Raw genomic sequence first — 13,736 nt, forward strand, 5'->3', positions numbered from 1 at the left:
CTAAACTGTGGGATGGATCACATGAACCGGAGGTGTCCGTGCGACGTCTCCCAGTGGTTCGGGCGGGGGCCGTGCGGCCGTCCGGCCGGGCCGTGATCAGGCGTCGAACTCGCGGACCAGGCGCTTCGGCGCCGTCCGCCGCCAGGCCTCGGTGACCAGGTCGCGCAGCTCGTCCCGGTCCACCAGGTCCAGCCGGACACTCACCCAGCCGTGCCGTCCGACGTACGGGGCGGAGGAGAACACCTCGGGCTCGGCGGCGAGCAGTTCGGCCTGGTCCTCGGGGGAGGCCTTGACGGTGACGCGGTCCCCGTCGGGCGCGCCCATCGCGAAGATCCGGCTGCGGACCCGCAGCGTCTCGATGTCCCAGGTCGGCTCCTGGGCGGCCTCCGGCAGGGCCAGCGCCATCGTGCGGAACTCGTCGAACGTCACCATGGCGGCAGGGTAGGGCAGGGCACCGACAATGCGCCCCCGGCGCGCGGCATGGCGCGCCAGGGGCGGGTGGCGGCGGGCGCAGGGGCGTGGACCGGTCGGTCCACGCCCCGCTGTGCCAAGCTGCGCCGCCCGGAGCGGCCCGCCTCCGACGGATCGTCACACCACGCCCAGCGCGTACGCCGCGAACAGCGCCGCCGCGGCCCCGGTCACCGCCTTGCCGCCCCGGGAGAGGGACGTCCAGGGGCCGTCGAACCGGCGGGTGAACCAGCCGACCGCCACCAGCACGGCGCCGAACAGTGGCAGCAGCGCCAGCCGGGCGGCCACCCAGCCGAGCGAGTCCGGCGCGGTGGTCAGCCCCGGGACGGCGCCCAGGCCGGCCGCGCCCGGCACCGCGACCGCGAGCATCGCGCTCTGGTGCCAGCAGAAGATCGTCATCGCCGACAGGTTGACCACCACGACCGGCAGCCAGAGCAGCGGACGGCGGGTCAGCAGCCGGCCCAGCCGCTCCCGCAGCAGCACCGCGGCGCCGCACTGGAATGCCGCCAGGGCGAGCACCAGCAGGGACGGCGGGTGCGAGTTGGTCCGCGCGGCCCCGGGCACGCCGACCATACTGGCCGGGTAGTGGAAGACCAGCAGCAGCGTGGCGAACAGCGCGCCGCCGCCGAGCAGCAGCACCCGGGCCGCCGGGCGGCCGAGTCGGCCCTGCGCCCAGAGCACGCCCAGCTGGTAGCCGAACAGCCAGCCGGGCAGGATGTTCAGCAGTGCCACCCAGGACGGCACCGCCTCGGCCCACGGCCCGTAGCGCAGCAGGTCGACGGCGGCGACCGAGGCCACCAGCAGGCCCGCCGACCAGCCGCCCAGCCGGCGCCCGGCCGCCACGCAGAGCGGGGTGAGCGCGGTCAGCCCCAGGTAGACCCCGATGTACCAGAGCGGCTGCACCACCAGGGTGGCGCCGGTGCGCAGGGTGTCCGCGGGGACGCCGAGCGCGGGCAGCAGCGGGACCAGCGCCGCCCAGACGGCCGTCACCCCGAGCACCGGGCGCAGCAGCCGGACCGTACGGGCGCGCAGCCAGCCGCCGTACGTGGCGCCCCTGGCCCGGGCCCGCTCCAGCGAGCGGACCGAGGAGTGGCCGCCGACCAGGAAGAACACCCCGAGCATCTGGAGCACCCAGCTGAGCGGGGCGAAGAAGCCGAGCGTGGAGAGCGGGCTGGCGTTGTGCAGGGCGCCGTCGGGGGAGCGGGTGAGGCCGCCGAGCATCCAGTGGCCGACCGGCACGGCGAGCAGGGCGAGGGCGCGCAGCCCGTCCAGGGCGCGGTCGCGGTCGGCCGGGGTCTTCGCGTCGACCCGCGCGGCGGCGCGGCGCAGGGCGGTGAGGGGCCGGGGGGTGCGGGGCGGGGTGGTGAGGGTGTTGGCCATGGTGGTGCTCCTTCCGGTGCGGGCGGTCAGGCGCGGCCGAGCGCGACGGCGGCGTAGGCGGCGAGGGAGGCGGTGCCGGGGGCGAAGTAGCCGTCGTGGCCGTGGGATCCGGTGGCGGGCAGCGGGCGGGCGCCGAAGCCGGGGTCGGTCGGGTCGGCGCCGTGGCCGAGGCCGAACAGCCGGACGCTGGGCACGTCGCCGATCCAGTCGGAGCCGTTGCGGGCGGTGGCCCAGAGCGGGACGCCCGGGTCGAGGTCGGCGGCCGAGCCGATGCCCATGCCGGGCGAGCCGAGCACCACCACGCCGGAGGCCTGCGCGGGGGTGGGGCGGGCCAGGCCGCAGACCACCGAGCCGTAGCTGTGGCAGAACACGGTGGGCGGGGCCTGCGGACGGGTGGTGACGGCGAGTCCGTCGAGCAGCCGGGTGAGGCGGGGGGCGCCGGCCCGGGCGAGGTCCTCGGTGGCGGCGTCCGGGCCGAGGCCGAGCGGGGTGGTGTAGCCGGCCCAGGCGATCACGGCGGTCTGCCGGTCGGTGGCGTCCAGGAGTGCGCGGGCCATGCCGGCGGGGGTGCCGTACGGGTTGCCGGTGCGGTCGAAGCGGAGCAGGTCGGTGTCCGAGCCGGGGACGATCACGGCGGTGCGGCGGGCGGTGGCGAGGTCGCCGTACACCTCGGCGACCTGGCCGCGGCCGCGCGGGTCGAAGGCGAGGATCCGCCGGCCGCCGTCCAGCAGGGCGCGGTAGCGCTCGGCGCGGGTGCGGGCGGCCTCGTGGTCCTGCGGGGTGAGGACGGGGTCGGCGGCCCGGGCGAGTTCGCGGGCGCGCTCGGCGGCGAGGGCCAGGGTGTTGGCCCGGTAGCGGAGTTCGACGGGCGCGCCGTCCAGGTTGCCGACCACCAGCGGGTGCCGGGCGGCCACGGCGTTCTGCTGGGCGGGCGTCAACCCGGCGAAGAAGACGGCGATTTGACCGGGCGTGCTGCCGGCCGGGTCGGGCAGCCGCAGGCCGAGCGAGGTGTCGGCCGTCCAGGCGGCGCTGCCGGGCGGCGGGCCGGTGACGGGCGTCTGGGTGTCGGCGGCCCAGCCGCCCGCGCCGAGCGCGACCGCCAGGGCGACCGCGGCGGCGGCGATCGCCCGCCTGGCTCGAAACCTGCGCATGTCCCTGTTCCCCCCTCGTCCGTTCGGCCGCCGACTCGGTTCGGCTTCCGATGGGGAGGAAGGTAGGAATGCGACGGCCCCGCGGACGTCACGCCGCGGGGCCAACTCCCGGGTGCTACCCGGGTATCACAAAGGGCGGAAGCTACTGACCTGGTGTCACCAGACCGGACTCGTAGGCCAGCACCACCGCCTGGGCGCGGTCGCGCAGGCCGAGCTTGGCGAGGATGCGGCCGATGTGGGTCTTGACGGTCTGCTCGGCGAGGATCAGCTTGGCGGCTATCTCCTGGTTGGACAGGCCGCAGGCGATCAGTTCCAGCACCTCGGTCTCGCGCGGGGTCAGACCGTTGAGCCGCAGCTTGGGGTCGCGGCGCTTGGCGGGCCGGTTGCGGGCGAAGTCGGCGATCAGCCGGCGGGTGACCGAGGGGGCGAGCAGTGCCTCGCCGGCCGCGACCACCCGGACCGCGGCGATCAGGTCGGCGGGCGGGGCGTCCTTGAGCAGGAAGCCGCTGGCCCCGGCGCGCAGCGCCTCGTACACGTAGTCGTCCACGTCGAAGGTGGTCAGCATCAGCACCTTGGGCCGGTGGGCGCCGGGGACGTCCGGGTCGAGCAGTCGCCGGGCGGCCTCCAGGCCGTCCATGACGGGCATCCGCACGTCCATCAGCACCACGTCGGGGTGGGTGCGGCCGGCGACCTCCAGGGCCTGGGCGCCGTCCGCCGCGTCCCCCACCACGTCGATGTCGCTCTGGGCGTTGAGCAGGGCGGCGAAGCCGGCCCGCACCATGGCCTGGTCGTCGACGATGATCACGCGGATGGTCATGCGGTTGTCTCCTGGGGTGGGTCGAGCGGCAGGACGGCGGCCACCTTGAAGCCGCCGTCCGGCAGCGGGCCGGTGTCCAGCCTGCCATCGACCAGCCGCACGCGTTCGCGCATTCCGACCAGGCCCTGCCCGGTGCCCTCGACCGAGGCCTCCAGCGACTCGGTGCGGTGCGGCGGCGGCGCGTTGACCACGGTGAGCCGTAGTTCCGGGCCGTCCGCCGACAGCGACACCCAGACCCGGGCGCCGGGGGCGTGCCGGACCACGTTGGCCAGCGCCTCCTGGACGACCCGGTAGGCGGAGAGGCCGACAGCCTGCGGCACCCGGTCGGCCAGCCCGTCGTCCACGGTCAGCTCGACGGGCACCCCGGCCCGGCCCACCGTCTCGGCCAGCTGGGCGAGTTGGCCCACGCCGGGCTGCGGGGTCTTCTCCCCGGCGGTGTCCTCGCTGCGCAGCACGCCGAGCAGCCGGCGCATCTCGGCCAGCGACTCGCGGGCGGTGCCGGCGATCGCGGTGAACTCCTCGGCGGCACCGGCCGGGACGCCCTCGATCCGGTACGGCGCGCTGGCGGCCTGCACCGCGATCACCGACATGTGGTGGGCCACCACGTCGTGCAACTCCCGGGCGATCCGGGCGCGTTCTTCCAGCAGGGTGCGCCGTTCGCGTTCCACCTCGCTGATCTGCTCCTGCTCGGTGAGCAGCCGGCGGGCGACCGCGCGGTCCCGGACGGCCCAGCCGAGCAGCAGGACGGCGCCGCTGAGCGCGATCAGCAGCACGGTGGTGCCGTCGCCGGACCGGGGCAGGCCGAGGGTGGTGGTGAGGACGGTGAGCAGGAAGGTGGCGATCCAGACCGAGAGCACGGTCGCCCGGCTCTCGCGCAGTCCGAGGGCGAGCAGCAGGAAGAGGTACGAGATGATCATCGGCGCCGTCCACGGCCAACTGCCCATCAGCTGGTGGTGGCGGGCGGTGATGGCGGCGGTGAGGACCAGGGTGGGGGCGCTGATCCACCAGGCGGCCAGCGGCCGGGTGATGGCGAGGAACAGCGGGGTGGTCTGGGCGACGGTGAGCGCGGCGGCGACCGGCAGCACCAGGTCGTAGAAGCCGACCAGGGTGGCGATCCCGGCGGGGATCAGCGAGGCCTGGAGGATGATCGCGACGGCGTACGGGATCCGGCGCACCCAGCGTCGGCGGGAGGTCCCGAGCAGCGGGGTGTCGTCCTTGCTCGGGGTGGTGAGGTGCCGTCGCAGGGTGCGCAGCTGGCGGACGGCGAACCTGCGGCCGTCGGCGATGGTGAGCGTCTTCATCGCGGGCCAGCCTAGGGTGACGGGCCCGCCCGGTGCGTCGCACTGGAGCGCGAACTTCCGGGGGCTACCGGGGTATCGGGTGATACCCCGGTATGACACGGCTGTGCCGCCCGGGACTACGCCGGGCCGCGCCAGTGGCCGGCCAGGGCCGGGCCGAGCTGGTCGAAGTAGCGCTCGATGACGGCGACCATGCCCTCCGGGCCGGCCGGTTCGCGCTCGGCGCTCCAGGACAGGTGGGCCGAGCGCAGCAGGCTGCCGAAGACGGCGGCGAGCACGGCCGGGCGCAGGTCCTCGGCCGGGTCCAGGCCCTCGCGTTCGGCGAGCACCTGGATCACCAGCCGCTCCTGTTCGGTGACCCGACGCAGGTGGGCGGCGAGCAGCGGGGGCGTCTCCTCGATCATCCGCATGAGTTCGAGGGCGCTGTGGATCGAACCGGGGCCGGAGGTCTCCTCGCTGCCGAGGTCGCGCCAGGCCTTGACGATCGAGGCGCGCAGGGCCTGGAGCGGGGCCTCCTCGGCCGGGCGCAGCCGCAGGCACTCGATGAAGTAGTCCTCGGCGACGGCCATCACGGCGAGCGCGACCTCGTCCTTGTTGGCGAAGTAGCGGAAGAAGGTGCGCTGGGAGACGTCGACGGCGGAGGCGATCTCGTCGACGGTCGTGTGGGCGAAGCCCTGTCGGAGGAAGAGCACGTGGGCGGCCTGGATCAGGGCGTACCGGGTCTGCTGCTTCTTGCGCTCGCGCAGCCCGGGCGCGCGTCCGGAGCCCTCCGGGGTGCAGGTGGTGCGGGGGGTGTGAGCGGCCATGGCGGGGGCCTTCCGGAGCGCTGGGTACGGAGGGTGGGAGCACAACCTTAGCGCTCTGACAAATGGCAGCAATGGCCAGAAGTCACTGTTTGCCGATTGTCAGTGGCTGACATAATGTGCCGGGGTGGCGCCCGCCGGGCCGGGGCACCTGTGGGGACGGGTGGGCCGGGGCGCCACGACCATGTCCCGCACCGAGCCATGCCCCCGGAGGGCCCAGATGAGCCAGTCCGTCGTGAAGAACTCCGAGGCGGACGCAGCGCCGCCGCCGAATCCGCCGTCGGGGGGCGGCCTCAAGGGGCACCCCTGGCTGACCCTGCTGACCGTCGCGGTCGGCGTCATGATGGTCGCGCTGGACGGCACGATCGTCGCCATCGCCAACCCGGTGATCCAGGAGAAGCTGCACGCGGCGCCCTCCGAGATCCAGTGGGTCACCAGCGGCTACCTGCTGGCCCTGGCGGTCTTCCTGATCACCGCCGGCAAGATCGGTGACCGCTTCGGCCACAAGACGACCTTCCTGGTCGGCGCGGTGGGCTTCGCGGCCACCTCGGCCGCGATCGGCTTCGCCGGCAGCATCCAGACCGTGATCGCCTTCCGGGTGCTCCAGGGCCTGTTCGGCGCGCTGCTCCAGCCGGCCGCGCTCGGCCTGCTGCGCGGGGCCTTCCCGGCCGAGAGGCTCAACATGGCGATCGGCATCTGGGGCGGCGTGATCGGCGCCTCCACGGCGGCCGGTCCGATCGTCGGCGGCCTGCTGGTCGAGCACGTCAACTGGGAGTCGGTGTTCTTCATCAACATCCCGGTCGGCCTGATCGCGCTGGCCCTGGGCCTGTGGATCCTCAGGGACGTCCGGGCCGAGAACGCCGCCAAGTCCTTCGACCTGCCCGGCATCGCGCTGCTCTCGGTGGGGATGTTCGCGCTGGTCTTCGGCATCATCAAGGCCCCCGAGTGGGGCTGGGGCGACGGCAGGACGCTGCTGTTCCTGGGCGGCGCGGTGGTCCTGATGGTGCTGTTCGCGCTCTGGCAGGGCAAGGCCCGCGAGCCGCTGATCCCGCTCAGCCTGTTCCGCTCGGTGCCGCTGTCGGCGGGCGTGCTGCTGATGGTGCTGATGGCCTTCGCGTTCTTCGGCGCGATCTTCTTCGTGACCTTCTACCTCCAGAACGTGCACGGGATGAAGCCGGTCGAGGCCGGCGTCCACCTGCTGCCGATGACCGGCATGATGATCGTCGGCTCGCCGCTGGCCGGCCTGGCGATCGGCAAGCTGGGCCCGCGCATCCCGATCGTGGCCGGCATGCTGATCACCACCACCGCGATGTTCGGCATGTCCACCCTGGACACCGGCTCCGGCAACGGCGTGATGTCGCTCTGGTTCGTCCTGATGGGCCTCGGCATCAGCCCGGTCATGGTCGGCGCCACCGAGGTGATCGTCGGCAACGCCCCGCTGGAGCTCTCCGGCGTGGCCGGCGGCCTTCAGCAGGCCGCGATGCAGGTCGGCGGCAGCCTCGGCACCGCGGTGCTGGGCGCGCTGATGGCCGCCAAGGTCGGCGACGTGCTGCCCGGCAACTGGGCCAAGGCCGGCCTGCCGCCGGTCGAGGGCGCGGCGGGCGAGGGCCTCAAGCAGGCCGCCCAGCTCGGCATCGCCCCGCCGGCCCCGGCCGGCACCCCGCAGCAGGCGGTGGACGCGATGGCCGGCGCCGTCCACGAGTCCTTCGTGAGCGGCATGTCGCTCGCCTTCGCGGTGGCCGCCGTGGTGGCCTTCGCCGCCGCCGTGCTCGGCCTGCTCACCCGCCGCGGCACCACCGACGCGGGCCCGGCCGTGCACATCTGACCGGCCCCACAACGCCACGGCCCCCGCAACGCCACGGCCCCGGACTCGTTGGAGCCCGGGGCCGTCGTGGTGTCCGGGCGGTGCCGCCCCCGTCGGTCAGGCCCGGGTGAGGGCCACCAGCGGGACGGTCCGGGCCGCGGTGCGGTAGCCGGCGAACTGGGGCTGGGCGGCGATCTGACGGGCCCAGAGTGCGTCGTGCTCGGCCGGGTCGACCGGGGCCGCGAGGGCCGGGTAGCGGTCGGTGCCGACCTCGACGGTCACCTCGGGGTGGGCGAGGAGGTTGCGGTACCAGAGCGGGTCCGTCGGGCTGCCGCCGTTGGAGCCGAAGACCACCAGCCGCTCGCCGTCCGCCAGGTAGACCAGGGGCGTGGTGCGCGGCTCGCCGCTGCGGGCGCCGACCACGGTGAGCAGGAGGACCGGCGAGCCGGCGAGCGCGCCGCCGACGACCCCCTGCCCGGTGCGGAACTCCACGATCACGTTCCGGTTGAACTCGCCCGCGCCGTCGACGGGTTCGGGGTGCCGCCCGGATTGGCCGGGCTTCGTCTCGTTCGTCATGCAGCCGAGCGTAGGACCTCACACCGGTGTGAGGGTCAAAACCACGACACACGGCGAAGGGCCGGACCCCCGTACGGAGGTCCGGCCCCTCACTGCCCATGGGCCGATCAGGCGTCGCCGCCGGCGGCACCCGGGTCGGCCGCGGCCACGTCCAGCAGCTGGTAGCGGTCGATCGCGTCCTTCAGTGCCGAGCGGTCGACCTTGCCCTGCTTGGCGAGCTCGGTGAGCACCGCCAGGACGACCGACTGCGCGTCGATGTGGAAGAAGCGACGGGCCGCGCCACGGGTGTCGGCGAAGCCGAAGCCGTCGGCGCCCAGCGACTGGTACTGGCCCGGCACCCAGCGGGCGATCTGGTCCGGCACCGCGCGCATCCAGTCGGACACCGCGACGAACGGGCCCTCGGCGCCCTGGAGCTTCTGGGTGACGTACGGCACGCGCTGCTGCTCCTCGGGGTGCAGCAGGTTGAACTCCTCGGCCTCCACCGCGTCGCGGCGCAGCTCGTTCCACGAGGTCGCGGACCAGACGTCGGCCTTGACGTTCCACTCCTCGGCGAGGATGCGCTGGGCCTCCAGGGCCCACGGCACGGCCACGCCGGAGGCGAGGATCTGGGCCGGGATCTGGCCGGCGGTGCCCGGTGCGTACTTGTGCAGACCCTTGAGGATGCCCTCGACGTCCACGTTCTCGGGCTCGGCCGGCATCTTGATCGGCTCGTTGTAGACGGTGAGGTAGTAGAACACGTCCTCGCCGTGCGGGTGCTCGGCGCTGGAGCCGTACATCCGGCGCAGACCGTCCTGGACGATGTGCGCGATCTCGAAGCCGTACGCCGGGTCGTAGGCCACGACGCCCGGGTTGGTCGAGGCCAGCAGGTGCGAGTGGCCGTCGGCGTGCTGGAGGCCCTCACCGGTCAGCGTGGTGCGGCCTGCGGTGGCGCCCAGCACGAAGCCGCGGGCCAGCTGGTCGGCCATCTGCCAGAACTGGTCACCGGTGCGCTGGAACCCGAACATCGAGTAGAAGACGTACACCGGGATCAGCGGCTCGCCGTGGGTGGCGTAGGACGAGCCGGCGGCGATCAGCGAGGCGGTGCAGCCCGCCTCGGAGATGCCGTCGTGCAGCATCTGACCGGTCGGCGACTCCTTGTAGGCGAGGAGCAGGTCCCGGTCGACCGACTCGTAGGTCTGGCCGAGCGGGTTGTAGATCTTCGCCGACGGGAAGAGCGAGTCCATGCCGAAGGTGCGGTACTCGTCCGGCGCGATCGGCACGAAGCGGTTGCCGATGCCCTTGTCCCGCATGAGGTCCTTGAGCAGCCGGACGAACGCCATGGTGGTGGCGATGGTCTGGTTGCCGGAGCCCTTCTTGACCGCCTTGTACGCGTCGTCGCCGGGCAGCACCAGCTTGCGCGGGCGGACCTTGCGGGTCGGCACGTAGCCGCCGAGCTCCTCCCGGCGGTCGTGCATGTACTGGATCTCCTCCGAGTCGCGGCCCGGGTGGTAGTACGGCGGGAGGCCGTCCTCGAGCTGCTTGTCGGTGATCGGCAGGTGCAGCCGGTCGCGGAAGCGCTTCAGGTCCTCGACCGTCAGCTTCTTCATCTGGTGGGTGGCGTTGCGGCCCTCGAAGTTGGGGCCCAGCGTCCAGCCCTTGACCGTCTGGGCGAGGATGACCGTCGGCTGGCCCTTGTGCTCGCGGGCCGCCTTGAACGCCGCGTAGATCTTCTTGTGGTCGTGGCCGCCGCGACCCAGGTACTGGATCTGCTGGTCGGTCATGTTCTCGACCATGGCGCGCAGGCGCAGGTCGCCGCCGAAGAAGTGCTCGCGGATGTAGTCGCCGGACTCGGTGGCGTAGGTCTGGAACTGGCCGTCCGGGGTGGTGTTCATCTTGTTCACCAGGACGCCGTCGCGGTCCTGCGCGAGCAGCGGGTCCCAGCTGCGGTCCCAGATGAGCTTGATCACGTTCCAGCCGGCACCCCGGAACTGGGACTCCAGCTCCTGGATGATCTTGCCGTTGCCGCGGACCGGGCCGTCCAGGCGCTGGAGGTTGCAGTTGACCACGAAGGTCAGGTTGTCCAGGCCCTCACGGGCAGCCAGGGACAGCTGGCCGAGCGACTCGGGCTCGTCCATCTCGCCGTCGCCGAGGAAGGCGTAGACCTGCGAGTCGGAGGTGTCCTTGATGCCGCGGTGCTCCAGGTAGCGGTTCATCCGCGCCTGGTAGATCGCACCGAGCGGGCCGAGGCCCATCGAGACGGTCGGGAACTCCCAGAAGTCCGGCATCAGCCGCGGGTGCGGGTAGCTGGACAGGCCGTACGGGGCCTTCGACTTCTCCTGGCGGAACGCGTCGAGCTGCTGCTCGGTGAGCCGGTCCAGCAGGAAGGCTCGGGCGTAGATGCCGGGGGAGGCGTGGCCCTGGAAGAAGACCTGGTCGCCGGACTCGCCCTCGGCGTCCTTGCCGCGGAAGAAGTAGTTGAAGCCGACGTCGTACAGAGACGCGGAGGAGGCGAAGGTGGCGATGTGGCCACCGACGCCGATGCCCGGGCGCTGCGCCCGGGAGACCATGACGGCCGCGTTCCACCGGGTCGCGTTGAGGATCTTCCGCTCGATCTCCTCGTTGCCGGGGAAGAACGGTTCGTCCTTGGTCGCGATGGTGTTGACGTAGTCCGTGCTGCGCATCTCGGGCACGGCGACACGCTTCTCGCGGGCGCGCTCGATCAGCCGCAGCATCAGGTAACGGGCACGCTCACGCCCCCGCTCGTCGATGGCCGCATCGAGCGACTCGAGCCATTCCGCGGTCTCCTCGGGATCGAAGTCCGGGACCTGACTCGGAAGGCCGCCAATGATGATCGGGTTGCGATCGGATCCGGAAGCCACGCTGTTCCTTCACTGTCGGTCGAAACTGAGGTGTGTCGCGCCGCCTCCATCGTGCTACCGCGCTCGGAGATCCGTCATCTCTACCGATCGGTAACCGGTCCGCCTGGTGGGCGGGCCGGTCTGGTGGCGTGCGGCGCGGGCGTCTTCGTCCGCTCCGCACACCCCCGGGTGTTACGAAAAGAGGTGGTCCGACCTGGTGTCCCGTCCGCCCGATGGCGGGCGGCCGGGGTGAGGGCCAACAGGAGACTCTACGCCCGCGCACACGCGGACCCCGAATGCCGTTCGCATCTCGGGCACGCGTACGGCCTGTGGGCCGGGACCACCCGAAGCATCCTTGTCCCACGCAGAGAAGGGCAAATCGGTGTGATTCCCGACACGTCGCGCGGCGTGTCCCGGTGCGACACGTCAACCTTTGGAGGGGATCGGGGGTCGGGTACTTGCGCGAACCGCCGCGCCCGTGTGGACTACGGCCACAGCCTCGGCATGGATGCCGAGCCGAATACTGGAGGTTATTCCCGTGAGCGCGACCGCGGACCCCGCGGACAAGTCCAACCCGGCGACCCGTCTCGGCTTCGAAGAGGGCCAGATCATCCAGGAGCTGGGGTACGACGACGACACTGACCAGGACCTCCGCGAGGGCATCGAGGAGCTCACCGGGACGGATCTCGTCGACGAGGACTATGACGACGTTGCCGACGCCGTCCTGCTGTGGCACCGCGACGACGACGGGGACCTCACCGACTCCCTCGTCGACGCGCTGGAGTACCTGGCAGAGGGTGGCCTCATCTGGCTGATGACGCCCAAGACCGGGCGGGACGGCCACGTCGAGGCCTCCGACATCAGCGACGCGGCCAAGACCGCCGGTCTCTCCCAGACCAGCTCGATCAACATCGTCAAGGACTGGGCGGCCACCCGGCTCGCGACCAAGTCCACGGCGAAGCCGGGCAAGCAACGCTGAACGGGTTCTGAAGCCCCGCACCGGGCCCCGCCGGAGGAATCCCTCCGGCGGGGCCCGCTGCATGTCCGGCGCCCCGGCCGGCCCCGCCCCCCGCGGCGGCACCCCGGCCGGCCTCGTGCCGGCACCCCGGCACCCCGGCGGGCCGCCGGGGCGTTCGCGGACGGCGAACGGGACGGGGCCGCGGCCGCCTGCCTCATCCGTTCGGCCGAGCGGCCGTAAACGAATGCGAGGATGTGGCCTGCTGCGCCCGCCGCGCGGCGCGGTCGCGTCAGAAAGGTCCCGTTCATGGCCATCGAGGTCGGCACCCAGGCTCCGGACTTCGAGCTCAACAACCAGCACGGCGAGGCCGTCCGGCTCTCCGACTTCCGCGGCGGCAGGAACGTCGTCCTGGTCTTCTACCCGTTCGCCTTCACCGGCGTCTGCACCGGCGAGCTGGGCGCGATCCAGCGGGAGCTGGCGGGCCTGCAGAACGACACCGTGCAGGTGCTCGGCCTGTCCTGCGACTCGCAGTTCTCCCAGCGGGTCTTCGCCGACCGGGAGGGGCTGGAGTTCCCGCTGCTGGCCGACTTCTGGCCGCACGGTGAGGTCGCCCGGGCCTACGGCGTCCTCGACGAGGAGCGGGGCTGCCCGCTGCGCGGCACCTTCGTGATCGACACCGCGGGCACGGTGCGCTGGAGCGTCGTCAACGGCCTCCCGGACGCCCGGGACGAGCAGGACTACCTGAAGGTCCTCGCGGCGCTCTGAGGCCCCCGCCCGGGGCCTTGAACGGCGCGGGCACACCCCCGCGGCACCCGCCGGCCGAGTGCCGTGAGGCCGTGTCCGCCCTGATCAGGGGTCCGGACGGGAACCCCGTACTACGCTCTGGCCGTTGGCGGGGTGGGGCGCGGGAGCCGATGGGCCTCCCGCCACCCGGGACCGCACCACCGGGGGCACCACTGGACGTGCCTCCCGATTCTTGGAGGACTAGTGGGAGTCAGCCTCAGCAAGGGCGGCAACGTCTCGCTCACCAAGGAGGCACCGGGCCTCACGGCCGTGGTCGTCGGCCTGGGCTGGGACGTCCGGACCACCACCGGTGCGGACTTCGACCTGGACGCCAGCGCCCTGCTGTGCAACGCCCAGGGCAAGGTCGCCTCGGACGGCAACTTCGTGTTCTTCAACAACCTGAAGAGCCCGGACGGCTCGGTCGAGCACACCGGCGACAACCTGACCGGTGAGGGCGAGGGCGACGACGAGGCGATCAAGGTCAACCTGTCCGGCGTGCCGACGGACGTGGAGAAGATCGTCTTCCCGGTGTCGATCTACGACGCCGAGACCCGTGGCCAGAACTTCGGCCAGGTGCGCAACGCGTTCATCCGGGTGGTGAACCAGGCCGACAACTCGGAGCTGGCCCGCTACGACCTCTCCGAGGACGCCTCCACCGAGACGGCGATGGTCTTCGGTGAGCTCTACCGCAACGGCAGCGAGTGGAAGTTCCGTGCCATCGGCCAGGGCTACGCCTCCGGCCTGCGCGGCATCGCGCAGGACTTCGGCGTCAACGTCTGAGCCGACGCCGGCGCCCTGCGGCGCGGGCCTCGCGCCGTTCTCCCGGGGCGGCCCCGGACCTCCGCGGTCCGGGGCCGCCCC

General features: G+C 72.7%; 12 protein-coding genes. 4 read left to right on the forward strand and 8 right to left on the reverse strand.

Going from position 1 to position 13,736, the window contains the following annotated elements; genetic code table 11:
* Positions 1–96 precede the first annotated feature (96 nt).
* The 6 genes from AB0O11_RS03660 to AB0O11_RS03685 form a co-directional block, all read right to left on the reverse strand.
* Positions 97–432, reverse strand: a complete 336-nt coding sequence (locus AB0O11_RS03660) for an MmcQ/YjbR family DNA-binding protein (protein ID WP_363381369.1) — start codon at positions 430–432, stop codon at positions 97–99.
* A 156-nt stretch (positions 433–588) separates the two neighbouring features.
* Complete coding sequence (locus AB0O11_RS03665) at positions 589–1,848, reverse strand: acyltransferase (RefSeq protein ID WP_363381371.1); 1,260 nt, start codon at positions 1,846–1,848, stop codon at positions 589–591.
* Positions 1,849–1,874: 26 nt separating this feature from the next.
* Positions 1,875–2,999, reverse strand: a complete 1,125-nt coding sequence (locus AB0O11_RS03670) for an alpha/beta hydrolase (protein WP_363381373.1) — start codon at positions 2,997–2,999, stop codon at positions 1,875–1,877.
* A 142-nt stretch (positions 3,000–3,141) separates the two neighbouring features.
* Positions 3,142–3,816, reverse strand: coding sequence for a response regulator transcription factor (locus AB0O11_RS03675; protein WP_363381375.1), 675 nt, complete (start codon positions 3,814–3,816; stop codon positions 3,142–3,144).
* Positions 3,813–5,117, reverse strand: coding sequence for a sensor histidine kinase (locus tag AB0O11_RS03680; RefSeq protein ID WP_363381376.1), 1,305 nt, complete (start codon positions 5,115–5,117; stop codon positions 3,813–3,815). The genes AB0O11_RS03675 and AB0O11_RS03680 overlap by 4 nt, the downstream gene beginning before the upstream one ends.
* Before the next feature lie 116 nt (positions 5,118–5,233).
* Complete coding sequence (locus AB0O11_RS03685; protein WP_363381378.1) at positions 5,234–5,920, reverse strand: TetR family transcriptional regulator; 687 nt, start codon at positions 5,918–5,920, stop codon at positions 5,234–5,236.
* 217 nt (positions 5,921–6,137) lie between these two features.
* Between AB0O11_RS03685 and AB0O11_RS03690 the strand changes: the two genes are divergently transcribed.
* Entirely contained in the window at positions 6,138–7,742 is a 1,605-nt protein-coding gene (locus AB0O11_RS03690; RefSeq protein ID WP_363381380.1) for an MFS transporter, read from the forward strand.
* A 96-nt stretch (positions 7,743–7,838) separates the two neighbouring features.
* Here AB0O11_RS03690 and AB0O11_RS03695 read toward each other — a convergent pair whose 3' ends face one another.
* Positions 7,839–8,297 (reverse strand): nitroreductase/quinone reductase family protein, encoded by a 459-nt coding sequence (locus AB0O11_RS03695; RefSeq protein WP_363381382.1) that lies wholly within the window; start codon positions 8,295–8,297, stop codon positions 7,839–7,841.
* 107 nt (positions 8,298–8,404) lie between these two features.
* Positions 8,405–11,155 carry a pyruvate dehydrogenase (acetyl-transferring), homodimeric type gene (gene aceE, locus AB0O11_RS03700; RefSeq protein ID WP_363381384.1) on the reverse strand — a complete coding sequence of 917 codons (2,751 nt, stop codon included), beginning with the start codon at positions 11,153–11,155 and terminating at the stop codon, positions 8,405–8,407.
* A 517-nt stretch (positions 11,156–11,672) separates the two neighbouring features.
* Here aceE and AB0O11_RS03705 point away from each other — a divergent pair.
* The 3 genes from AB0O11_RS03705 (at position 11,673) to AB0O11_RS03715 (ending at position 13,655) form a co-directional block, all read left to right on the forward strand.
* Positions 11,673–12,113, forward strand: coding sequence for a DUF3052 domain-containing protein (locus tag AB0O11_RS03705; RefSeq protein WP_363381385.1), 441 nt, complete (start codon positions 11,673–11,675; stop codon positions 12,111–12,113).
* A gap of 285 nt (positions 12,114–12,398) precedes the next feature.
* Positions 12,399–12,857: a peroxiredoxin gene (locus AB0O11_RS03710; RefSeq protein WP_363381386.1), complete on the forward strand. Its 459-nt coding sequence runs from the start codon at positions 12,399–12,401 to the stop codon at positions 12,855–12,857.
* A 222-nt stretch (positions 12,858–13,079) separates the two neighbouring features.
* A complete protein-coding gene (locus AB0O11_RS03715) occupies positions 13,080–13,655 on the forward strand; it encodes a TerD family protein (protein ID WP_363381387.1) in 576 nt (191 codons plus the stop codon).
* Positions 13,656–13,736: the final 81 nt, after the last annotated feature.

The organism is Kitasatospora sp. NPDC093102 (assembly GCF_040683915.1).
GTDB lineage: Bacteria > Actinomycetota > Actinomycetes > Streptomycetales > Streptomycetaceae > Kitasatospora.

Bases quoted from the DNA above. Each gene is read 5' to 3' on its own strand.
- AB0O11_RS03660 (WP_363381369.1), bottom strand. From the start codon at position 432: ATGGTGACGTTCGACGAGTTCCGCACGATGGCGCTGGCCCTGCCGGAG.
- AB0O11_RS03665 (WP_363381371.1), bottom strand. From the start codon at position 1,848: ATGGCCAACACCCTCACCACCCCGCCCCGCACCCCCCGGCCCCTCACC.
- AB0O11_RS03670 (WP_363381373.1), bottom strand. From the start codon at position 2,999: ATGCGCAGGTTTCGAGCCAGGCGGGCGATCGCCGCCGCCGCGGTCGCC.
- AB0O11_RS03675 (WP_363381375.1), bottom strand. From the start codon at position 3,816: ATGACCATCCGCGTGATCATCGTCGACGACCAGGCCATGGTGCGGGCC.
- AB0O11_RS03680 (WP_363381376.1), bottom strand. From the start codon at position 5,117: ATGAAGACGCTCACCATCGCCGACGGCCGCAGGTTCGCCGTCCGCCAG.
- AB0O11_RS03685 (WP_363381378.1), bottom strand. From the start codon at position 5,920: ATGGCCGCTCACACCCCCCGCACCACCTGCACCCCGGAGGGCTCCGGA.
- AB0O11_RS03690 (WP_363381380.1), top strand. From the start codon at position 6,138: ATGAGCCAGTCCGTCGTGAAGAACTCCGAGGCGGACGCAGCGCCGCCG.
- AB0O11_RS03695 (WP_363381382.1), bottom strand. From the start codon at position 8,297: ATGACGAACGAGACGAAGCCCGGCCAATCCGGGCGGCACCCCGAACCC.
- AB0O11_RS03710 (WP_363381386.1), top strand. From the start codon at position 12,399: ATGGCCATCGAGGTCGGCACCCAGGCTCCGGACTTCGAGCTCAACAAC.